The organism is Pseudomonas sp. PDM09 (assembly GCF_014852305.1).
In the GTDB taxonomy this organism is placed as follows: domain Bacteria; phylum Pseudomonadota; class Gammaproteobacteria; order Pseudomonadales; family Pseudomonadaceae; genus Aquipseudomonas.
In genome coordinates this window covers 563,619-584,781 of record NZ_JACVBI010000002.1, presented here as the reverse complement: position 1 = coordinate 584,781, position 21,163 = coordinate 563,619, and the positions used below count along the sequence as shown (strand labels likewise).

19 protein-coding genes are annotated in these 21,163 nt (G+C 60.7%); 14 read left to right on the top strand and 5 right to left on the bottom strand.

The genetic code is table 11. The annotated features are described in order from the left end of the window. Positions 1–44: 44 nt before the first annotated feature. Positions 45–1,127 (bottom strand): 4-oxalomesaconate tautomerase, encoded by a 1,083-nt coding sequence (locus IB250_RS07365; RefSeq protein WP_123495274.1) that lies wholly within the window; start codon positions 1,125–1,127, stop codon positions 45–47. A gap of 168 nt (positions 1,128–1,295) precedes the next feature. Between IB250_RS07365 and IB250_RS07360 the strand changes: the two genes are divergently transcribed. The 3 genes from IB250_RS07360 to IB250_RS07350 all read left to right on the top strand — a co-directional run bounded on the left by IB250_RS07360 (position 1,296) and on the right by IB250_RS07350 (position 5,355). Further along, positions 1,296–2,186: a LysR family transcriptional regulator gene (locus IB250_RS07360; protein ID WP_007895093.1), complete on the top strand. Its 891-nt coding sequence runs from the start codon at positions 1,296–1,298 to the stop codon at positions 2,184–2,186. A 118-nt stretch (positions 2,187–2,304) separates the two neighbouring features. Further along, positions 2,305–4,113 carry a monovalent cation:proton antiporter-2 (CPA2) family protein gene (locus IB250_RS07355; protein ID WP_008071329.1) on the top strand — a complete coding sequence of 603 codons (1,809 nt, stop codon included), beginning with the start codon at positions 2,305–2,307 and terminating at the stop codon, positions 4,111–4,113. A 135-nt stretch (positions 4,114–4,248) separates the two neighbouring features. Next, positions 4,249–5,355: a DNA alkylation repair protein gene (locus IB250_RS07350; RefSeq protein ID WP_192343593.1), complete on the top strand. Its 1,107-nt coding sequence runs from the start codon at positions 4,249–4,251 to the stop codon at positions 5,353–5,355. Here IB250_RS07350 and IB250_RS07345 read toward each other — a convergent pair. Continuing rightward, a complete protein-coding gene (locus tag IB250_RS07345; RefSeq protein WP_192343592.1) occupies positions 5,336–5,908 on the bottom strand; it encodes a cytochrome b in 573 nt (190 codons plus the stop codon). The genes IB250_RS07350 and IB250_RS07345 overlap by 20 nt on opposite strands. A 187-nt stretch (positions 5,909–6,095) precedes the next feature. Here IB250_RS07345 and IB250_RS07340 point away from each other — a divergent pair, with 187 nt between their 5' ends. Genes IB250_RS07340 through IB250_RS07310 form a run of 7 tightly spaced genes read left to right on the top strand, consistent with a single transcriptional unit; the run spans position 6,096 to position 12,441 of the window. Further along, entirely contained in the window at positions 6,096–6,773 is a 678-nt protein-coding gene (locus IB250_RS07340; protein WP_192343591.1) for a thermostable hemolysin, read from the top strand. After that, positions 6,763–8,244, top strand: a complete 1,482-nt coding sequence (locus IB250_RS07335) for an AMP-binding protein (protein WP_192343590.1) — start codon at positions 6,763–6,765, stop codon at positions 8,242–8,244. Before IB250_RS07340 ends, IB250_RS07335 begins: the two co-directional genes overlap by 11 nt. Then, entirely contained in the window at positions 8,241–8,915 is a 675-nt protein-coding gene (locus IB250_RS07330) for a TenA family transcriptional regulator (protein WP_063343388.1), read from the top strand. Before IB250_RS07335 ends, IB250_RS07330 begins: the two co-directional genes overlap by 4 nt. Then, positions 8,902–9,711 carry an SDR family oxidoreductase gene (locus IB250_RS07325; protein ID WP_192343589.1) on the top strand — a complete coding sequence of 270 codons (810 nt, stop codon included), beginning with the start codon at positions 8,902–8,904 and terminating at the stop codon, positions 9,709–9,711. Before IB250_RS07330 ends, IB250_RS07325 begins: the two co-directional genes overlap by 14 nt. Beyond that, positions 9,708–10,352: a tetratricopeptide repeat protein gene (locus tag IB250_RS07320; RefSeq protein WP_192343588.1), complete on the top strand. Its 645-nt coding sequence runs from the start codon at positions 9,708–9,710 to the stop codon at positions 10,350–10,352. Before IB250_RS07325 ends, IB250_RS07320 begins: the two co-directional genes overlap by 4 nt. A gap of 11 nt (positions 10,353–10,363) precedes the next feature. Continuing rightward, positions 10,364–11,026, top strand: a complete 663-nt coding sequence (locus IB250_RS07315; protein WP_192343587.1) for a response regulator — start codon at positions 10,364–10,366, stop codon at positions 11,024–11,026. Next, positions 11,023–12,441, top strand: a complete 1,419-nt coding sequence (locus IB250_RS07310; protein WP_192343586.1) for an ATP-binding protein — start codon at positions 11,023–11,025, stop codon at positions 12,439–12,441. The genes IB250_RS07315 and IB250_RS07310 overlap by 4 nt, the downstream gene beginning before the upstream one ends. A 135-nt stretch (positions 12,442–12,576) precedes the next feature. On the opposite strand, the gene IB250_RS07305 is transcribed toward IB250_RS07310, so the two are convergent. Continuing rightward, positions 12,577–12,933 (bottom strand): DUF6124 family protein, encoded by a 357-nt coding sequence (locus IB250_RS07305; protein ID WP_192343585.1) that lies wholly within the window; start codon positions 12,931–12,933, stop codon positions 12,577–12,579. Positions 12,934–13,415: 482 nt separating this feature from the next. Further along, on the bottom strand, positions 13,416–14,312 hold the full coding sequence (locus tag IB250_RS07300; RefSeq protein ID WP_007895089.1) for a LysR family transcriptional regulator: 897 nt from the start codon (positions 14,310–14,312) through the stop codon (positions 13,416–13,418). A 132-nt stretch (positions 14,313–14,444) separates the two neighbouring features. Between IB250_RS07300 and IB250_RS07295 the strand changes: the two genes are divergently transcribed. Continuing rightward, entirely contained in the window at positions 14,445–16,109 is a 1,665-nt protein-coding gene (locus IB250_RS07295) for a GMC family oxidoreductase (RefSeq protein WP_192343584.1), read from the top strand. 140 nt (positions 16,110–16,249) lie between these two features. Then, a complete protein-coding gene (locus IB250_RS07290; protein WP_192343583.1) occupies positions 16,250–17,872 on the top strand; it encodes an MFS transporter in 1,623 nt (540 codons plus the stop codon). Between the two features lie 279 nt (positions 17,873–18,151). Here IB250_RS07290 and IB250_RS07285 read toward each other — a convergent pair whose 3' ends face one another. Continuing rightward, positions 18,152–18,514, bottom strand: coding sequence for a DUF427 domain-containing protein (locus IB250_RS07285; RefSeq protein ID WP_007907061.1), 363 nt, complete (start codon positions 18,512–18,514; stop codon positions 18,152–18,154). A 149-nt stretch (positions 18,515–18,663) separates the two neighbouring features. On the opposite strand from IB250_RS07285, the gene IB250_RS07280 reads away from it, so the two are divergent. Next, positions 18,664–18,993, top strand: coding sequence for a DHCW motif cupin fold protein (locus tag IB250_RS07280; protein ID WP_007907062.1), 330 nt, complete (start codon positions 18,664–18,666; stop codon positions 18,991–18,993). Positions 18,994–19,108: 115 nt separating this feature from the next. Next, complete coding sequence (locus IB250_RS07275) at positions 19,109–21,058, top strand: DNA topoisomerase III (RefSeq protein WP_192343582.1); 1,950 nt, start codon at positions 19,109–19,111, stop codon at positions 21,056–21,058. Positions 21,059–21,163: the final 105 nt, after the last annotated feature.

Here is a 21,163-nt window from a genome sequence, read left to right as displayed (position 1 = left end):
TTTAGAATTGTTCTGATGCAAACGACAGTGACTGCGCGAGAAGACTACCCTGCGAGCCGTTGGGAAACCGGGGCATACACAAAGCCGGAAAACAGCCTTCGCGCGGTACGAACAACGGAGGCGCGGATTGTCTCACCGTTCTCACCGGTGTAGGACAATACGACATCGATGCCGCCGCTCGGGTGCTCGATCCGCACCTGTTGCAGACGCGTCCCACCGGTATTACCGAGCATCTGCGCAACCACACTGCCTTCGCTGACGCATGCCGTGGCCAGACCGATGGAACCGGTAATGGCCAGCGCACGGTGGCAGTTATGCGGCATGAAGTAGCGAACCTGCAACGTGCCACCGGCCTTGGCCGGTGCAACCAGCACAGGCTTGGGGATGACCTTGTCGCTGACGTCGCCCAGCCCCATGGCCATGCCGGCCCGCAACCGCAGAGCTTCGAGACGGCGCATAAAGTCTTTGTCGGCGTCCAGCTCGGCCGGAGTTTCATCGCCGCGTTTGCCCAAGTGACGCGCCTCGATGATCAGCATCGGCATGGCCATGTCGATGCAGGTCACCGGAATGTCGTCGAACCAGTCCTGGGTGCTGCCGGTTGGAAACAGCTTGCCAGTCTTGCTGCCCGCTGCGTCAAGGAATGTCAGTTGAACCGGTGCCGCGCTGCCTGGCACGCCATCGATGGCGGTGTCACCTTCATAGCTGACTTTGCCGTTTGGTGTCTGCACGTCAGAGGTAACGAAGGTGCCGGTGTTGAGATTGCGAATCCGCACGCGGGTTAGCTCACCGACCGCCTTGACCAGGCCTTGCTCGATGGCAAACGGCCCGACCGCGCAGAGCATGTTGCCGCAGTTCGGGGCGGTATCCACCCGACGCTGGGACACCATGACCTGAACGAACAAGTAATCAACATCGGCATCGGGATGTAACGAAGGGCTGACGATGGCGACCTTGCTGGTCTGCGGGCTACCGCCGCCGATGCCGTCGATCTCCAGTTCGTGACCGGAGCCCATCACCGAGAGCAACAACTCATCACGCTCTTCAACCGAAACCGGCAGATCCCAGGCGAGAAATACCGGTCCTTTTGAGGTACCACCGCGCATCAGCACACAAGGAATTCGTTGCATGGCCACTAACTCTTGTTAATCAATCGGGGTAATTGATGTCTTGCAAACAAGAGTGACAGGGAAGTAATTGTGTTTCCAATGCAAAGATCGGAGCAATTATTGCGTTTCACAAAAGAAAGTTTTAACGTTCAGAACGCAGTTCAACGCCCTTTCCCGACGAGATAAAACATGGAATATGAGCTTCAGGACATCCGATCTTTCGTGAAAATCGCCGAACTGGGGAGTTTTCACGAAGCTGCCGATGCACTGCATCTGTCGCAACCAGCCTTGAGCCGGCGGATAAAAAAACTTGAAGAGGGTTTAGGGACTACGTTGCTCGATCGCACCACGCGCAAGGTCAGCCTGACCAGCGTCGGTCGCGACTTCCTGCCCAAGGCTCGTCGATTACTGGATGACTTCGACGATTCGATCCTGAACATCCGTGAATTGGCCGAACGGCAAATCGGTCAGGTGACCCTGGCCTGCATTCCAACCGCTGCGTTTTACTTCCTGCCGTCGGTGATTCGTCTTTATAACGAGCGCTATCCGAAAATCCGCATCCGCTTGCTCGACCTCAGCGCCAATGAAGGGCTCGAAGCAGTGTTGCGGGGGGAAGCCGACTTCGGCATCAACATGATGAGCGGCCAGCACCCGGACATCGAATTCGTTTCACTGGTCAACGAACCCTTCGTCCTGGCGTGCCGTCGTGACCATGAACTGGCCCAGCGGACGTCCGTGACCTGGTCAGAACTGAGCGATTACCGGTTGATCGGCGTCGGGCGCCTGAGCGGCAACCGCATGTTGCTGGACCACGCTCTGTCGGGCCTGAGCTGGCGTCCGCAGTGGTTTTATGAAGTGCAGCATTTGTCCACCTCGCTGGGCATGGTCGAAGCCGGGCTTGGGGTTTCCGCCATGCCGAGTCTCGCGATGCCGGCGGCGGATCACCCGACACTGGTGAGCATCCCGCTGACTGACCCCGTCGTGAACCGGACACTCGGCCTGGTGTACCGTCGAGGCGCATCGCTATCGCCGGCGGCGGAGAAGTTCGTTTCGATTCTGCTCGAACAATGGCCCCACTGAGCCGTGGAGTTCGATCAATAACCTCGTTGCTGACTGAATGGACGCCAGCCTTTATCCTGACGCCCCGCTGAAAATCGGGCGAGCGCCGCTCTCGCCTGCCCCACCCAGGAGTTTCGCCATGCCCCACGAAGGCAACCTGTTGCAAGCCGCTGTCGTCTTTTTATTTGCGGCGGTGCTCACCGTCCCCTTGGCCAAGCGCCTGCAATTGGGGGCGGTGTTGGGTTATCTGTTTGCCGGGGTGATCATCGGGCCGTCGGTGCTGGGCTTGATCGGCAACCCGCAAAGCGTCAGCCACATCTCTGAACTCGGGGTGGTGTTGTTGCTGTTCATCATCGGCCTTGAGCTGTCGCCGCGACGTTTGTGGGTGATGCGCAAATCGGTGTTCGGCGTGGGCCTGGCGCAGGTGCTGCTGACCGGTTCGGTGATTGGTGTGCTGGCGTTGTTCGTGTTCGGCCAATCGCTGAACAGTGCCATCGTGTTGGGCCTGGGCCTGGCGTTGTCGTCTACTGCATTTGGTTTGCAAAGCCTGGCCGAGCGCAAGGAGCTGACCAGCCCCCATGGGCGGTTGGCGTTCGCGATCTTGCTATTCCAGGACATCGCCGCGATCCCGCTGATTGCGATGGTGCCGCTGCTGGCCGGCGGCGATCACACCACCAGTGCCGCCGAAGATTTGAACCATGGCTTGCGGGTGCTGGGCAGTATCGCGGTGGTGGTGATTGGCGGAAGGTACTTGCTGCGACCGGTGTTCCGGGTGGTGGCCAAGACCGGTCTGCCGGAAGTCTCCACGGCCACCGCATTGCTGGTGGTGATTGGTACGGCGTGGTTGATGGACCTGGTCGGCGTGTCCATGGCACTCGGCGCGTTCCTCGCCGGTTTGCTGCTGGCGGATTCTGAATACCGTCACGAGCTGGAAGCGCAGATCGAACCGTTCAAGGGACTGCTGCTGGGGCTGTTTTTTATCAGCGTCGGCATGGGCGCCAATTTGAGTCTGCTGCTGAGCGCGCCAGTCGTGGTGCTGGGGCTGACCCTGTTGCTGATCGCCATCAAGTTGCCGCTGCTGTTTGTTGTCGGTCGACTGGCCGGAGGTTTGGGCAAGGTCAGTGCGATTCGCCTCGGCATCGTGCTGGCGGCCGGTGGTGAGTTCGCATTTGTGGTGTTCAAGATCGGCCGTGATCAGGGGCTGTTCGAGCCACGCCTGTACGATTTGCTGGTGCTGACGATTACCTTGTCCATGGCCGTGACGCCGCTGTTGTTGCTGTTGTGCGCCCGACTGGTCAGCCCCAAGGTTCAACCCGTGGTGGTGCCGGAAAAATTCCGTGAAATCGACGCCGACACGCCCCGCGTGGTCATCGCCGGCATGGGCCGTATGGGGCAGATCGTGGCGCGGATTCTGCGGGCGCAGAACATCAAGTTCATCGCCCTCGACACATCGGTGGAAACCATCGAATTGTCCCGCAGCTTCGGCGGCGTGCCGGTGTTCTATGGCGACCCGATGCGCCCGGAAATCCTCAGCGCGGCCAAGGTCGAGCAAGCGGAGTTCTTCGTGATCGCCACCGATGATCCCGACACCAACATCAAGACGGCCGAGGTGGTGCACAAGCTCTATCCGCACATCAAAATCATCGCCCGCGCCCGTAACCGTCAGCATGTGCACCGGTTGGTGGATGTCGGAGCGCAGGCGGTGCGGGAAACCTATTATTCCAGCCTGGAAATGACCCGGCGGACCTTGGTCGGACTGGGTCTGACACAGGCCCAGGCAGATGCGCGGATCAAGCGCTTTACCCATCACGATGAACAGGTGCTGGAGGCCCAGCACGCGGTGTATGACGATGCGGCCAAAGTGATGCAAACGGCGCAGGAAGCACGGGCGGAATTGGCAAAACTGTTTGAGTCGGATCAGCTGGAAGAGGAAGCGGGTAAGGTTTGAACCGGATCGTTCCCACGCTCTGCGTGGGAATGCCGCCATGGACGCTCTGCGTCCGCTCTTGAAATGTGACGCAGAGCGTCACGGGATGCATTCCCACGCAGAGCGTGGGAACGATCACTTGGCAAGGAACCCACAATGGCTGACCAGACCTCCCCCGCCCTGAAGGAAATCTTCAACGCCGAACGCCTCGCACACATCGCCACCGAGATGACTGCGGTCTATCCCGGGTTCGATGCCAAGGCCTTCCTGAAACTGGCCAGAACCGGTCTGGCGGAATTGTCAGTCATGCAACGCATGGCCCGCGTCAGCGAATGCCTGCACGCGGTATTGCCGCTCGGTTATGAAGAATCCCTCGACGTCCTGCGCGCCCTCGCCCCGCGCCTGAACAGCGCCTTCGTCAGTATGTTTTTGCCGCACTACGTCGCGACCTACGGCGCTCACACGTTCGATCTGTCGATGGACGCGCTCAAATATTTCACGGCCTTCGGCTCATCGGAATTTGCCATCCGGCACTTTCTGCGCGGCGATATCGAACGCTCACTCAAGCTGATGCAAGACTGGTCGCTGGATGACAACGAACACGTCCGGCGCCTGGCCAGCGAAGGCAGCCGACCGCGCCTGCCATGGTCGTTCCGCCTGGAACAGGTCCAGGCCGACCCGACACTGGCGGCAGCGATCCTCGACAATCTCAAGGCCGACAACAGCCTCTACGTGCGCAAATCCGTGGCCAACCACCTCAACGACATCACCAAGGATCATCCCGAGTGGGTGCTGGCGCTGATCGAGGGCTGGTCGCTGGACAACAAACACACGGCGTGGATCGCCAGACACGCTCTGCGCAGTTTGATCAAACAGGGTAACAAGCGAGCGCTGGCAATCATTGGCGCGGGCGGCAAGCCCGAGGTTGAAATCATTGACGTGAAGGTTGAGCCGGCGGTGATACGTCTGGGTGAGAAAATCACCCTGTCTTTCAGAGTGAAGTCCACGGTCCCGGACAGTCAGCGATTGGTGATCGATTACGCTATCGATTATGTCAAAGCCAACGGCAGCACCTCGGCAAAGGTGTTCAAACTTAAAGCCCTCACGCTGTCCGACAATGCCAGCGAAGCCATTAGCCGCAGTCAGCACATCAAGGAACTGACCACCCGCAGGCACTATGCCGGCCAGCACGCGGTGCACATTCTGGTAAATGGCGAACGCTTGGCCAGCACCCAATTCCGAATTATCGCTGACGCTCATTGACACCCACACCAGAGCCCCCCGGCAGCATGCGCGTGAGTGTGTTGTCGCGGACCCAGTAGTGATGAAACAACCCCGCCGCTGCGTGCAAACCAATCAACCAGTAGCCAGTGCTGCCGAGCCATTCATGCCAATGCTTGAGTTGCTTGGCCAGATCGGGATCAACCGCAATCGGCGCCGGCAGGAAAAAGCCGAAATACGGCATCGGCTTGCCCCCGGCGGCCAGCATCAACCAGGCCAATAGCGGCGTAGCGATCATCAGCCCATACAGCGCCAGGTGCATGAGGTGCGAGACGCCCGTCTGCCAGGTGGGCGGGGCCGGGGTAATCGGTGGCCTGGGCGTGAGGCGCCCGAGTAGGCGAATCCAGACCAGCACAAAAATGCTCACCCCGAATATGCCGTGCAGCCCCAGAAACAGGCCCTTCATGGCGTGTCCACGGGGCAACAATCCTTTGATCTCGATGCAACCATAAACGCCGATGAACAGCGCCAGCATCAGCCAGTGCAAGGTGATCGAGAGTTTTCCATACCGGTGTACTGCTGAATCTCGGGTCATACGGGGCCTCTTGAAGATCGGTGGCGGCTGCCGACTCATTTCGTACAGCCTGGATCCGGTTTCGTCGAACCGACCGGCGCCACCCTGCCCGTCCAGCCTTAAGACAGTCTGAAGGTCCACCTTCAGACTCCGTTAAGAATTGCCTTTGATACTCCTCCCAAACTTACTCAGGGAGGCGTTCTTGCCCATGCCCGATTTCGACTGGAACATCCCTCTGCCCCTGCACTTCGGTCAAGCCGAAACCCCGCAGATGAGTCTGGCCAGAGCCTTGCTGGACGATCCCCAGCGTCCGGTCTTCGAAGCCTTTATCCAGCAGCGTTTTCGAAAGGCCCACGGCGCCGACATCCGCCAGTTCATGCCGCAGCTGTTCGGCATGAGTGATGCGTCAGGCACGCTGTGTGCGGTGGCTGGCGTACGACTGGCCGGTGCCGACCCCTTGTTTCTGGAACGTTATCTGGACGAGGCGATTGATCCGCTGATCAGCGACGCTGCCGGTCAACCCGTGGACCGGGCCGGCATCGTCGAGGTCGGTAACCTCGCCGCCAGCGATACCGGCAGTGCGCGCCTGAGCATCATCGCCATCACCTACCTGTTGGCCATGGGCGGGCTGGAATGGGTGGCGTTCACCGGCAACATCGGGCTGGTGAACAGTTTTCATCGCCTGGGCTTGAAGCCGGTGACGCTCTGCGCCGCCGATCCTGCGCGGCTGGGCGACGACCGTCACCTCTGGGGCAGTTATTACGAGAGTCAGCCATGGGTGCATGTCGGCAACATCCGCGCCGGTTTCATCCATTTGCGCAACATCGGTCTGTTCAATCGCCTGGGGTTGCCGACGGCCCTTGAGGAGTCCAGCCATGTCGCCTGAAATGGAGCGGTTCAAGCAGACCCTGCGCAGTCATGCCGAGCGCAAGACCAACGCCATCGCCTTGTGGGGCGATCAGTTGAAACTGGACTACGTCACGCTGTACGCCGAGGTCATATATCGCCAACAGCGTCTGCGCGATGAGCACGTCAAAGTGGTCGCGCTGGCCCTGGACAATGGCACCGAAGCGATGCTCTGGGACCTGGCCGTCCTGCTCGAAGGCCTGACCTGCCTGACGTTGCCGCCCTTCTTCAGCCCGGCACAACGCAATCATTGCCTGGAACAGAGCCAGGCGACACTGGTGATTGCCGAACCGGAACTGGAAGCCGAACTGCAGGCGGCCGGCTACGAGAAGACCGGCGAATTCTGGCGTCGCCCCTTCAACGGCCCGAACCTGATACCCGAAGGCACCGCCAAACTGACCTTCACCTCAGGCACCACCGGTACGCCCAAAGGCGTATGCCTGAGCGCCGAGAGCCTTTTGCGAGTGGCCCGTGAGCTGGATCAGGCAAGCAAACCCACCGATCCACGGCATCACTTGGCGCTGCTGCCCCTGGCGATTCTGCTGGAAAACCTCGGCTGTTACGCCGCGCTGTATGCCGGTGCGACCTTGAGCGTACCGAGCCAGAAAACCCTGGGCATTCAGGGTGCCAGCGGTGTCGATGTGCCGCGGCTGCTGGGTTGTCTGGCCACCCGGAAACCGGAAAGTCTGATCCTGGTGCCGCAGTTGCTGCTTATGCTGGTCAGCGCTGCCGAGCAAAAAGCATTCAACCCCCAATCGTTGCGTTTTGCCGCGGTCGGCGGTGCGCGAGTTAGCGAAGAATTACTGCATCGCGCCCAGCGCATTGGCATTCCGGTCTATGAGGGTTACGGGTTGTCGGAGTGCTCGTCGGTGGTGTGCCTCAACCGCCCGGGCACGCGCCGCCCTGGTAGCGTTGGCCGGCCCCTGCCCCATGTCGAGATTCGCCTGGCCGATGATGGTGAAGTGCTGGTCAAGGGCTCGACCCTGCTCGGCTATTTGGGGCAAGCGCCCTTCGGCGATGATTGGTGGCCGACCGGCGATCTCGGCGAGTTCGACCCGGAAGGTTTTCTCTACCTCAACGGGCGCAAGAAGCATCAGTTCGTCACCAGTTTCGGCCGCAACGTCAATCCGGAATGGGTCGAGGCCGAACTCACTCAGCGTCGTCACATCGCTCAGGCGTTCGTCTACGGCGAAGCGATGCCGAGCAACCACGCCCTGCTCTGGCCCCATCGGCCGGACTGCACCGATGAAGAGCTGGCCGCCGCCGTGGCCCAGGCCAACGAGGCCTTGCCCGATTACGCTCAGGTTCATCACTGGACCCGTCTCGATCAACCATTCACCGCCGCCAATGGCTTGCTGACGGCCAATGGCCGACCGCGCCGCGACGCCATCGTCGAGCGTTACCGGGCGCAGCTCACTGACTTCATTTTTTCCGAGGAATCCGCATCATGAGTTTTTTCGACACCCTGCAAGAAGCCACCCAGCAGGAACGCCACGAGTTGTTCAACCTGCCGATCATCCGCGATGCCCTTGAGGGTAAGGTCAGCCTGGAGAGCTACCGCGCCTTCCTCGCCCAGGCCTACTACCACGTGCGCCATACCGTGCCGTTGATGATGGCGTGCGGCGCACGTCTGCCGCAGCGGCTGGAATGGCTACGCAAAGCGGTGTGCGAGTACATCGACGAGGAGTACGGCCACGAACAGTGGGTACTCGACGACATCGCGGCCTGTGGCGGTGACAAAGAGGCGGTGCGTGACGGTCGTCCATCGCTGCCGATCGAGTTGATGGTCAGCTTCCTCTACGACCTGATTGCCCGGGACAACCCGGTGGGCCTGTTCGGCATGGTCAACGTGTTGGAAGGCACCAGCATTGCCTTGGCCACCCACGCGGCCGGCAGCATCCGCGAGCGCCTGGCGCTGCCGGAAACCGCCTTCAGCTACCTGAGTTCCCACGGTTCGCTGGATATCGAACACATGCAGACCTACCGCCGGCTGATGAACACACTCCAAGACCCGGCGGATCAAGCCGCGGTGATTCATGCCTCGAAGGTCGTTTACACGCTCTATACCGACATGTTCCGCGGCCTGCCCCGCGATGGGGAGAACCTGCATGCAGCTGCATGAAGCCCGTGTGGTTTTGACCGGAGCCAGCGGCGGTATCGGCCTGGCCATCGCCAGCGCCCTGTGTGCCAGTGGCGCGCGGGTATTGGCCGTGTCCCGGCACCGGGAGACGCTGGAGCCCTTGCTCGAACGCTACCCGCTGCACCTGTGTTGGGTCGGCGCTGACCTGACCGTCCCCGGCGACCGACACAAAGTGCTGGCTGCGGCCGAAGCCATCGGCGGCATCAACTTGCTGATCAACGCCGCGGGGGTCAATCACTTCGCCATGCTCGAACAGCTCGATGACAGCGAGATCAATGCGATGCTGGCGGTGAACATCAGTGCGCCGATTTGCCTGACCAAGCTTTTGCTGCCGCTGCTCAAGCAAGCCGAGAGCGCCATGGTGGTGAACGTCGGCTCGACCTACGGCTCCATCGGCTACCCCGGTTACGCCAGCTATTGCGCCACCAAGTTTGCCCTGCGCGGGTTCTCCGAAGCCCTGCGCCGGGAGCTGGCCGACACCCGGATCAGCGTGCTTTACGTTGCCCCCCGGGCGACCCACACCAGCATGAACAGCCCGGCGGCCCAGGCGCTGAACGATGCGCTCAAAGCCAATGTCGACGATCCGCAAACCGTCGCCTCGGCGGTCATCCACGCCATTGCCGGTGACCGGCGCGATTTATACCTGGGCTGGCCGGAACGCTTTTTCGTTCGCCTGAACAGTCTGTTGCCGCATCTGGTGGACCGTGGCTTGCGCAAGCAGTTGCCGCTGATCCGTCGCCTTAGTCAGAAGCCCGACAACGAGAGTTTCAAACCATGAAAAAAATCGTCACTTGCCTGCTGTTCGGGGTGTTGAGCCAAAGCGTCTGGGCGCTGGACGCCGCCGATCAGCAGCGCCTCAATGGCATTCAGCAAAGCTGGGCGCACATTCAATACGAATTGCCTGCCGAACAGCGCACCGCGGCCTTCGAAAAACTCGCAAGCCAAGCCTCGGCGTTCACCCAGGAACGCCAATCCCTGGCCGAAGCGTGGATCTGGTCCGGCATTGTCACCAGCAGTTGGGCCGGAGCCCAGGGTGGACTCGGCGCCCTGAGCAAGGTCAAGGCCGCCAAAGTTGACCTGGAAAAAGCCCTCGCTATTGATCCCAAGGCCTTGCAAGGCTCGGCCTATACCAGTCTCGCGGCGCTGTATGATCGCGTGCCCGGCTGGCCCATCGGTTTCGGCGATGCCGACAAGGCCGAACAACTGTTGAAGCAGGCCTTGCAGCTGAATCCCGCCGGCATCGACAGTCTGTACTTCTGGGGTGATCACCTTTACCGTCAAAAGCGCTATGGTGAAGCCAGGGACGCACTGCAAAAAGCCCTGCAAGCGGCCCCCCGCCCAGGCCGGGAAAGCGCCGACGCCGGGCGCCGCAAAGAGATCGAAGCGTTACTGGTGGACGTGAACAAAAAACTCAACTGACAGGAGTCCGCGTGCGTTTATTACTGATCGAGGATGACGTGGCCCTCGGCGAGGGCATTCATCAGGCCCTGGGCCGTGAGGGTTACACCGTCGACTGGCTGCAAGACGGCAGCAGTGCCTTGCATTCGCTGCTCAGCGAGACGTTTGACCTGGCCGTGCTCGATCTCGGCCTGCCGCGCATGGACGGTTTGCAAGTGTTGCACCGTTTGCGCGAAAGCGGCTCCAACCTGCCGGTACTGATCCTCACCGCCCGGGATGCCACCGAAGACCGCATCGCCGGGCTGGATGCCGGGGCCGACGATTACCTGATCAAGCCCTTCGACCTGGCCGAACTCAAGGCTCGCCTGCGGGCCTTGTTGCGACGCAGCGCCGGTCGCGCTCAAGTGCTGATCGAACACGCCGGCATCAGCCTGAACCCCGGTACCCAGCAAGTCAGCTATCAAGGCGAACCGGTGGCGCTGACGCCCAAGGAGTATCAACTGCTCCACGAGTTGCTCTCGCCTCCGGGCCGGGTCATGACCCGCGATCACCTGATGCAACTGCTTTACGGCTGGAACGAAGAAGCCGAAAGCAACACTCTGGAAGTGCATATCCATCACCTGCGCAAGAAGTTCTCCACGGACCTGATCCGCACCATTCGCGGTGTCGGGTACCTGGTGGAGGAGCGTGGATGACTTCGATCCGGCGTCGCACCCTGACGCTGATCATCGGCCTGATGCTGACGGGTCTGGCGATCATCAGCGTGCTCAACCTGCACGACAGCAATCACGAAATTGCCGAAGTCTACGACGCCCAACTGGCCCAGAACGCCCGGCTGTTGCAGGGTGTGATGCGCATGCCGCTGGCCAGCAATGAACACGCCGAACTGTATCAAGCGTTCAACAAGGCCTTGAGTGAAGCGGTGCCGAGAGTCGATGGTCATCCCTATGAAAGCAAAATTGCCTTTCAGGTGTGGAATCGCAAGGGCGAAGTACTGGTGCACACCGCCAGTGCGCCCTCCTTCACGGCGCCGCCGACGAAATCCGGTTTCAGCGATGTGGTGGATCTGCACAACCGCCATTGGCGGGTGTTCATGCTCGAAGACAAACAGAATGACCTGCGCATCTGGGTCGGTGAACGGGACGACGTGCGTGCGGACCTGGTAGACCGGATCGTGCGTCATACCCTGTGGCCCAATGTATTGGGCAGCCTGATATTGGCGGCCATGGTCTGGCTGGCTATTGGCTGGGGGCTCAAACCCCTGGCCAATATGGCGCAAACGTTGCGGGCACGGCACAGCGGTTCTCTGGAGCCGTTGCAACTGACCCCGTTGCCCAGCGAACTGGAACCGATGCAGGCAGCGCTCAACCGCATGCTCGCACAAATTCAAGAGGTGCTTGGCCGCGAACGGCGCTTCATCGCCGACGCCGCTCACGAATTACGCACGCCGCTGGCCGTGCTGCGGGTGCATGCGCAAAACCTGCAGGAAGCCGGCACGGAACAGGAGCGTCGTGAGTCCCTGGCGTTTCTGATTGCCGGGGTCGACCGCACCAGCCGCCTGGTCAATCAGCTGCTGACCATGGCCCGTCTCGAACCCAAGGCCGTGGTGCCGGTGGAGCAAAGCATCGACCTGAGCGAAACGGTGCGCGCCAGTCTGGCCCAACTCACGCCCTGGTTATTGAGCAAGAACCTGGAGCTGGCCTTCGATGTCGCTGACCAGCCTTTTGAAGTGCTTGCCGACGCTGCCGCCATCGACATCGCCCTGAACAATCTGGTCACCAACGCCGCGAATTTTTCGCCGGAGCATGGCGTCATCACCGTGCAACTGAGCCAGGACGATGGGTTCTACAACTTGAGCGTCCAGGACCAGGGGCCAGGCATCGACGAAGCGGATCGCGCACGGTTGTTCGAACGTTTTTACAGTAGTGGAAATACCGGAGGCGCGGGGTTGGGACTGACCATCGTCAGCACCATTGCAACGCGGCTGGGTGGGCGGATTACCTTGGTCAATCTACCGGAAGGCGGGTTGCGGGCGACGCTGTCCATTCCTTATGGCCAGCACCACAGTTCTGTGCAACGGACCACCCGCGAGCTGCCGTCCAATGGCTGAGCGACTGCGCGCGGAACACAATCCCTGTGGGAGCGGGCTTGCTCGCGAAGACGGCGGTACAGTCAACATTGATGTTGCCTGACCCACCGCTTTCGCGAGCAAGCCCGCTCCCACAGGGGAATGGAGCTCACACTTCTAAGGCGTATTAATGTGATCCAGCACCCGGTTCGCGGTGATCTCCGCCACCATAATGCTGTTTGAAATGCCCAGCAGGGCGTGACGCGACTCACCCTCCAAATGATCCACCAACTGATGGACCATCACATCGACCGAGGCCAGTGTCTCGACCAAAAAAACCGCCAGGGTTTCGGTAGTCGCCTCTGGGGCCACGGCAAACAGTTTGCTGGGTTTACGCGCGGTGGCTTTGATGTCGGCATTCGATGGTAAGTGGAAGTCGAGGGCGCGTTCGGCGGCCTCGTTGAGTTTGTTTGAATTGGGTTCGTACGGGGATATCGGATCGGTGTCCGGCGGATTGGGCGTAGGTTTAATCATGGTGAAACTCCTGATTGTTCATTAGGAGCTACCAACATCACTTGCAGATGATGGGTGGCAGCTATGTGCGGGTCTGCAAGACCGGGAAACCAGGAACCCGGCAGATCCGAAGATCTCCCGCACAAAGCCGCCATTTCGAGGACATAAACAAGCGTCCTTTGGCAGGGCTATGCGACTGGTATTCCGGCGAGCTTGCAGACCCGATCACTGATGGGCAGTGACGGGAATCAAGTTACCGACGGCCCCCTAGACGCACAAGCTGGCGGATTCTGTCTTACGTGTAGGGGGTGGCGCAAGACGTTGTAGCCTTAGGATGGTAACGGCAAGCTTCATTTAAACGATCGCGATTTCTCTTGTTTAAATGGACTGTGAGCGAGATGCAGCCTCACTCGCGGCGGATGCCTCTGTAGGAGCGAGGCTTGCCCGCGAAGGCGTAAGGTCTGGCACACCGCGTTATCGTTCTTCGCGGGCAAGCCTCGCTCCTACAGGGGAATGGAGCCTTGCAGCAGATGTTGCTCACGCTCACACAACTCCACCACGTAATCCCACAGCACCCGCAATCGCACGGATTTGTGCAGCTCGCGCCGCGTACTGATCCAGTAACTGCGCTGGATGCTTTCATCCGGCAACAACGGCACCAGTTGGGGATCGGCGCTGGCCATGTAGCACGGCAGCACGGCGATCCCCAGGCCCGAGCGCGCGGCTTGTTGCTGGGCGATGACGCTGGTGCTGTGAAAGACCACCTGGGGGTTGCGGCAGAAGCTGTTGAGGAACATCAGTTCCTGGCTGAACAGCAAGTCGTCGACGTAGCCGATCCACGCATGGCGACCGAGGTCTTCGCGGCTACGCAGCGGTGGCGAACGGTCCAGATAGGCCTGGCTGGCGTAGAGTGCCAGTCGGTAATCGGTGAGTTTTCGGGTGACCAGCATGTCGGCGGCCGGGCGTTCCAGGTGGATGCTGATCTCCGCTTCGCGGTTGAGAATGCTGACGAAGCGTGGCACCGCCACCAGTTCCACTTCCAGCCCCGGATAGCGTTCGAACAGCCCGTTCATGCGGCTGGCCAAGAACATGATGCCCAACCCCTCAGTCACTCCGACACGGATCTTGCCCAGCGGCGCGGATGACTGGGTGATTTCTTCCTGAGCCAGCAGCGCGACGTTTTCCATCGCTTCGGCGTGTTTGAGCAGCGCTTCGCCGGCCGGGGTCAGTTCGTAGCCCTGGGCATGCTGGACGAACAGCGCAGTGCCGAGGCTTTTTTCGATGGCTTCAATGTGCCGGGCCACGGTGGCGTGAGTGGTGTTCAAACGGCGAGCGGCGGTCAGCAAGCGGCCGCTGCGCTGCAATTCGAGAAAAAACCGCAGGTCATTCCAGTCGAACATGAACCACCCTTGAGGTTATGCCGTTAACGACGCTGTTTAAAAACGCACAGCAGCTGCGTAAAAACTAACATTCTTTTAACGAAAGCTAACAACTAGGATGACCGACAACAAGAACAACAATAGAGGTCAGGGATGCAGACTTCCCTTGATGAATACGACTACATCGTGGTCGGCGCCGGGCCGGCCGGTTGTTTGCTGGCCAATCGACTGTCAGCCAACCCGCAGCATCGCGTGTTGCTGCTCGAAGCCGGCGGCCGCGATAACTACCCGTGGATTCACATTCCCGTCGGTTACCTGTTCTGCATCGGCAACCCGCGCACCGATTGGTGCTTCAAGACCGAAACGCAACCGGGCCTGCAAGGTCGCGCCCTGAGCTACCCGCGCGGCAAGGTGCTCGGCGGCTGTTCCTCGATCAACGGCATGATCTACATGCGCGGCCAGGCTGGCGATTACAACGGCTGGGCGGCCGAGGGCAATGTTGGCTGGAGCTGGCAAGACGTGCTGCCACTGTTCAAGCAAAGCGAAAACCACTTTGCCGGCGACTCGGAATTTCACGGCGCCGCCGGGCAATGGCGAGTCGAGCGCCAGCGGCTGTCGTGGCCGATCCTCGATGCGTTTCGCACGGCGGCCGAGCAAAGCGGAATCGCCAGCATCGATGACTTCAATCAGGGCGACAACGAAGGCTGCGGCTACTTCCAGGTCAATCAAAAAGCCGGAGTGCGCTGGAACGCGGCCAAGGCATTTCTCAAACCAATCCGCCAGCGTTCCAATCTGACGGTGTTGACTGACGTCGAAGTGGGCCGCGTGCTGCTGGAAAACGGCCGTGCCTCGGCGGTCAGCGCTCGTTGGCAAGGCCAGGCGAAAACCTTCAAGGCGCGCAAGGAAATTGTCCTGTGTGCGGGTTCCGTCGGTTCCCCGGGCATTCTCCAGCGTTCCGGCATCGGCCCTCGCCCGCTGCTGCAAAAACTGGGGATCGGCGTTGTCCATGAACTGCCCGGCGTGGGCGGCAACTTGCAGGATCACCTGCAACTGCGGCTGATCTACAAACTGGAAAATGCCCGCACCCTGAATCAGATCGCCGGCACGCTGTGGGGCAAGATGGGCATGGGCCTGCGTTATCTGTATGACCGCAGCGGCCCGCTGTCCATGGCCCCGAGCCAACTTGGTGCCTTCGCGCGTTCGGGACCGGAACAGACCTCGGCGAACCTCGAATACCACGTGCAACCGTTGTCGCTGGAGCGTTTCGGCGAACCGTTGCACGCCTTCCCCGCGTTCACCGCGTCGGTTTGCGATCTGCGCCCGCAAAGCCGTGGCCGAATCGACATTCGCTCTGCCGACCCACGGGAAGCGCCGCTGATTCAGCCCAACTACCTGAGCCATCCCGAAGACTTGCGAGTGGCAGCCAATGCCATCCGCCTGACCCGCCGCATCGTCTCCGCGCCCGCCTTGCAAGCGTTCAAACCGGTCGAGTACCTGCCCGGCGACAGCTTGCAGAGCGAAGAACAATTGCACGAAGCCGCCGCCCGGATTGGCACGACGATTTTCCACCCGGTGGGCACCTGCCGGATGGGCAACGATACCCACGCGGTGGTCGACGCCGAGCTGCGCGTCCACGGCATCCCCGGCCTGCGCATCGCCGACGCTTCAATCATGCCGCGCATCACCTCGGGCAATACCTGTTCGCCGACGTTGATGATCGCTGAGAAGGCTGCGCAGTTGATCCTCAATCCTTCGCCTATAGACCTCTCCCCTGTGGGAGCGGGCTTGCTCGCGAAGGCGGCATTACATTCAACATAGAGGTCGACTGACCCACCGCTTTCGCGAGCAAGCCCGCTCCCACAGGGAATCGCGCTAGATTTAAGGACGTTGAAATACCGCTGCAAGGACTACGCAACACCAGTGGAACAACAAAAACAATCACTGTGAGGGATACCGATATGTCAGAACATGTTCAGCCCCTGGAAGCCGTCCGCAGCGCCGGTACCAGTCAGGAAACCCAGAAAGTCATCTTCGCCTCGTCCCTGGGGACGGTGTTCGAGTGGTATGACTTTTTCCTCTACGGCGCCCTCGCGGCGGTCATCAGCAAACAGTTCTTCGCCGGGGTCAACGACACCACGGCGTTCATCTTCGCGCTGATGGCGTTTGCCGCCGGCTTCATCGTTCGGCCGTTCGGTGCGCTGGTGTTCGGACGCTTGGGAGACATGATCGGCCGCAAGTACACGTTCCTCGCGACCATCGTTCTGATGGGGCTGGCGACCTTCTGCGTCGGCTTGCTGCCGACCTACGCGAGCATCGGCATTGCCGCGCCGATCATCCTCGTGGTGCTGCGTATGCTTCAGGGTCTGGCACTGGGCGGAGAGTACGGCGGCGCTGCCACTTACGTCGCCGAACACGCACCGATGGGCAAACGCGGTTTCCACACCAGCTGGATTCAGTCCACCGCCACCCTCGGCTTGCTGCTGTCGCTGCTGGTGGTGCTCGGCTGCCGCTACTTCACCGGCGACCAGTTCGAAGTCTGGGGCTGGCGCATTCCGTTTCTGTTTTCGATCGTGCTGCTGGGCATCTCGACCTGGATTCGCCTGAGCCTGCATGAGTCGCCTGCATTCGTGAAAATGAAAGAAGAAGGCAAACTCTGCAAGTCGCCGCTGCGCGATTCCTTCGGCAAATGGGACAACCTCAAAGTGGTGCTGATTGCGCTGTTCAGCATCAACGCCGGGCAAGCAGTGACCTTCTACGCGGCGCAGTTCTATGTGCTGTTCTTCCTCACCCAGTTCCTGAAAATGGACCCGGCCCTGGCCAACAGCCTGCTGATCGTCAGCGTGATCATCGGCGCACCGTTCTTCATCTTTTTCGGCTGGCTGTCGGACAAGGTCGGGCGCAAACCAGTGCTGATGATCGGCCTGTTGCTGGCCACCGCGCTGTACTTTCCGATCTTCAAAACCCTGGCCCACTACGCCAACCCGGCCATCGACCAGGCCAGCCGCCAGGCACCGATCACCGTGCTGGCCGACCCGGCCACCTGCACCTTCCAGTTCGACCCGGTGGGCAAGGCTAAATTTGATAGCCCGTGCGACAAGGTCAAAACCTTCCTGGTCAAGCAGGGCCTGCCCTACAACAGCGAAGCGGCCCCGGCCGGCAGCGCCGTGCAGGTGAGCATCGGCGAGGTGAAAATCGATGGCTACGATGAAGCGGCCCTGCGCGGCGCAGTAACCCTGGCCGGGTATCCGTCACAAGCCGACACCCAACTGATCAACAAACCGATGATCGTGGCGCTGATCGTCGCGCTGATCATCATCTCCGCCATGTGCTACGGCCCGCTGGCGGCGCTGATGGTCGAACTGTTCCCGACCCGCATCCGCTACACGTCCATGTCCCTGCCCTACCACATTGGTAACGGCTGGTTCGGTGGTTTCCTGCCGACGGTGTCGTTTGCCTTGGTGGTGTACACCGGGGATATTTTCTACGGACTGTGGTACCCGGTGGTGATTACCGGGGTGAGCCTGGTGGTGGGGATGATCTGTTTGCGTGAGACCAAGAATGTGGATCTGGACAAGAACTGACGGCTAGCGGGAGGTTTATGTGTGGCGAGGGACTTGCCCTCGCCAATCAGCTAAACCGTCATGCGATCTGTAGCAGCTGGCGAAGCCTTCGTTCAGCTGTAGCAGCTGTCGAGCCCCAGCGAGGCTGCGTTCGGCTGCGAAGCAGTCGTAAGATCAGGGAATGTGGTACGTCAGGCAGACGCGCTAGCCGGATTTACGACTGCTTCGCAGCCGAACGCAGCCTCGCGGGCTCGGCAGCTGCTACAAAGAGTGCCGCCTCACCACAATGCTTTCTGCACCTCAGGTATCAAGCACCTCAAAAGTGACCTCTTCAGGATAAAACGCCACATACCCGCCAATCTGCGCCACTGACACCTTCGGATGCTCATAACTCCATACCGCATTGGCCCCTTCATGCCCGGGGATTTGCAGGCTGAAATAGCTGGCATCGCCCTTGTATGGGCAATAGCTGGTGTGGTCGGTGCGGGCGAAATACTGTTCGGCAATGTCCTCGCGGGGGATGTAGTACACCGGAGGATAATTGGCCTCATGCATGACCAGCGCCCGAGTGGATGACGCCACTTGAATGCCATGGAACTTCACCACCACGCAGCCGGGTTGAGGGCTGATGGCGATGGGATTACCGGGTCCGGGGGCTTTCATAGAGTAGGATCCTCTGTCGCTGCTGCGCTGTATCCGCGCTCCGACAGGTATACCTCATGTTTCGGTATCGCGACTGCTTCACAGCCGAACGGAGCATGCCTGGGCTACAGTGGGGTCCCAAAACAGCATACCCCAACCTGGAGAGCAGCATGGACATTGCCAACATCCCCTTCGGCACCACCGACTGGTCGCAAATCGAACCCACCGAACACCCGGGCGAGACTGGCAGTGCCCTGTGGCGTACCCGGCAGTTCGGCGCGATTCGAGCGCGCATCGTCGAATACACGCCCGGGTATCTGGCCGATCACTGGTGCTCAAAGGGGCATGTGCTGTTTTGCCTGGAGGGAGAACTGCACACCGAACTGGAGGACGGTCGAGTCTTCGTCCTCACGCCGGGTATGAGCTATCAGGTGGCGGACAATGCCGAAGCGCATCGTTCATCCACCGCCATTGGCGCCAGGTTGTTTGTGGTGGATTGACCGCTGTCATCAACCGCAACAGCTAAAGCTGTACATCCATACAGATAAAGATTGCTCCATCGCTCATCAGCCGCCATTCTGTGCACCTCTCGAACACTGATTGATGATGGTGGTTATGCAGCTGTACCTCTGTGAAAAACCCTCCCAGGCCAAAGACATCGCGGCCGTGCTCGGCGCCAAGCGCCGGGGCGACGGCTGCTGGCTGGGAACGGGCGTCACGGTGACCTGGTGCATCGGCCATCTGCTGGAAACCGCACCGCCGGATGCCTATGACGCACGTTACAAGCGTTGGGTGCTGGCGGATCTGCCGATCATTCCCGAAAAATGGAAGATGACCGTCAAACCGCGCACGGCCAGCCAGTACAAGGCGGTCAAACGCTTGCTCGGCGAGGCCAGTGAACTGGTGATTGCCACCGACGCCGACCGTGAGGGCGAGATGATCGCCCGGGAGCTGGTGGAACATTGCCGTTATCGCGGGCCAATCCGGCGATTGTGGCTATCGGCGCTGGACGATGCATCGATCCGCAAGGCACTGGCGGCGCTCAAGCCAGGGGCCGAGACGTTCAGCCTTTATCATTCGGCATTGGGGCGTTCCCGGGCCGACTGGCTGATCGGGATGAACATGAGTCGGCTGTTCACCCTGCTGGGGCGTCAGTCCGGCTATCAGGGTGTGTTGCCGGTCGGTCGGGTGCAGACGCCGACCTTGCGCCTGGTGGTGGATCGCGATCGCAGCATTGCCGATTTCGTCCCGGTCGCTTATTGGGCGATCGATGTGCAACTGCTGCACGACGGCACCGCGTTCACCGCCCAATGGCGCGCGGCCTCCGACGCTTGCGATGATCAGGATCGCTGCCTGAATCAGGCCTTGGCACAACAGGCAGCCTACGCAATGGGCAACGCAGCAAGCGCTCGGGTGATCAAACTGCGCACCGAACTCATGCGCGAAGTCGCGCCTTTGCCGTTCGACCTGGGCACGTTGCAGGAAGTCTGCTCGAAGAAACTCGGGCTCGGCGCCCAGGAAACACTCGATATCGCCCAGGCGCTGTACGAAACCCACAAAGTCATTACCTACCCGCGCAGCGACTGCGGCTACCTGCCGCTGAGTCAGCACAGTGAAGCCCCAAGTATTCTTGCTGCGCTGCGGCAGGCCGACCCGGCCCTGAACGCCTTGCACGATCACCTGGAGCCCCAGCGCCGCTCACGGGCCTGGAACGATGCCAAGGTCAGCGCTCACCACGGCATCATTCCCACTGCAGCGGCGAAAAATCTCGAGCGACTGGCAGGCAAACAACGGGCGGTCTACACCCTGATTCGTGCGCGTTATCTGGCGCAGTTCCTGCCCAACCATGAATACGACCGGACCCAGGCCGACTTTGATTGCGCCGGTGAAGCCTTGCGCGCGGTGGGCAAGCAGATTGTCGAGCCTGGCTGGAAACGCGCCCTGCCCGAGGCCCTCGCACCCGCCAAGGGCCGCGAAGCACCGGCACCACAAACACTGCCGGCACTGGCCGAAGGTCGTGACTGCGCGGTGGCCGATGTGAAGCTCAAGGACCTCTGGACCCAGCCGCCCAAGCCATTCACCGAAGGCGATCTGATCAAGGCGATGAAGAATGTCGCCAAACTGGTGGAAGATCCACTGCTCAAGCAAAAGCTCAAGGACACCACCGGCATCGGCACCGAAGCCACACGCGCCTCGATCATCCAGGGCCTGTTGGACCGCGGCTACCTGATCAAGAACGGCAAGGCCCTGGCCGCGACACCGGCAGCGTTCAGCCTGATCGATGCCGTGCCGCGCGCGATTGCCGATCCCGGCACCACGGCGATCTGGGAACAGGCCCTGGACATGGTGCAGAGCGGTGAAATGAGCCTGGAAGAGTTCGTCACCAAACAGGCTGCGTGGATGAGCAAGCAGGTGGCCCGTTGCGCCGGCCTGAACCTGACCATCAGCGGGCCGGCAAGCCCCGCCGGGCGTGGTGCCACACCGTGGAAGAACAAACGCAAACCGGCCAAACGCAAGCCCTCGACCGGTGCCAAACGCGCAGCGAAACCGGCGGGCAAGGCTTGAGGGCACTTGCAACGAATCGAAACCTGTAGGAGCGTGGCTTGCCCGCTAAGAATTCACCGCGGTTTTTCAGGTATTACGCGTTATCGTTCTTCGCGGGCAAGCCTC

Excerpts from the sequence above, each read along its gene's own strand:
- IB250_RS07365 (WP_123495274.1), bottom strand. The coding sequence starts at position 1,127 with ATGCAACGAATTCCTTGTGTGCTGATGCGCGGTGGTACCTCAAAAGGA.
- IB250_RS07360 (WP_007895093.1), top strand. The coding sequence starts at position 1,296 with ATGGAATATGAGCTTCAGGACATCCGATCTTTCGTGAAAATCGCCGAA.
- IB250_RS07355 (WP_008071329.1), top strand. The coding sequence starts at position 2,305 with ATGCCCCACGAAGGCAACCTGTTGCAAGCCGCTGTCGTCTTTTTATTT.
- IB250_RS07350 (WP_192343593.1), top strand. The coding sequence starts at position 4,249 with ATGGCTGACCAGACCTCCCCCGCCCTGAAGGAAATCTTCAACGCCGAA.
- IB250_RS07345 (WP_192343592.1), bottom strand. The coding sequence starts at position 5,908 with ATGACCCGAGATTCAGCAGTACACCGGTATGGAAAACTCTCGATCACC.
- IB250_RS07340 (WP_192343591.1), top strand. The coding sequence starts at position 6,096 with ATGCCCGATTTCGACTGGAACATCCCTCTGCCCCTGCACTTCGGTCAA.
- IB250_RS07335 (WP_192343590.1), top strand. The coding sequence starts at position 6,763 with ATGTCGCCTGAAATGGAGCGGTTCAAGCAGACCCTGCGCAGTCATGCC.
- IB250_RS07330 (WP_063343388.1), top strand. The coding sequence starts at position 8,241 with ATGAGTTTTTTCGACACCCTGCAAGAAGCCACCCAGCAGGAACGCCAC.
- IB250_RS07325 (WP_192343589.1), top strand. The coding sequence starts at position 8,902 with ATGCAGCTGCATGAAGCCCGTGTGGTTTTGACCGGAGCCAGCGGCGGT.
- IB250_RS07320 (WP_192343588.1), top strand. The coding sequence starts at position 9,708 with ATGAAAAAAATCGTCACTTGCCTGCTGTTCGGGGTGTTGAGCCAAAGC.
- IB250_RS07310 (WP_192343586.1), top strand. The coding sequence starts at position 11,023 with ATGACTTCGATCCGGCGTCGCACCCTGACGCTGATCATCGGCCTGATG.
- IB250_RS07305 (WP_192343585.1), bottom strand. The coding sequence starts at position 12,933 with ATGATTAAACCTACGCCCAATCCGCCGGACACCGATCCGATATCCCCG.
- IB250_RS07300 (WP_007895089.1), bottom strand. The coding sequence starts at position 14,312 with ATGTTCGACTGGAATGACCTGCGGTTTTTTCTCGAATTGCAGCGCAGC.
- IB250_RS07295 (WP_192343584.1), top strand. The coding sequence starts at position 14,445 with ATGCAGACTTCCCTTGATGAATACGACTACATCGTGGTCGGCGCCGGG.
- IB250_RS07290 (WP_192343583.1), top strand. The coding sequence starts at position 16,250 with ATGTCAGAACATGTTCAGCCCCTGGAAGCCGTCCGCAGCGCCGGTACC.
- IB250_RS07285 (WP_007907061.1), bottom strand. The coding sequence starts at position 18,514 with ATGAAAGCCCCCGGACCCGGTAATCCCATCGCCATCAGCCCTCAACCC.
- IB250_RS07280 (WP_007907062.1), top strand. The coding sequence starts at position 18,664 with ATGGACATTGCCAACATCCCCTTCGGCACCACCGACTGGTCGCAAATC.
- IB250_RS07275 (WP_192343582.1), top strand. The coding sequence starts at position 19,109 with ATGCAGCTGTACCTCTGTGAAAAACCCTCCCAGGCCAAAGACATCGCG.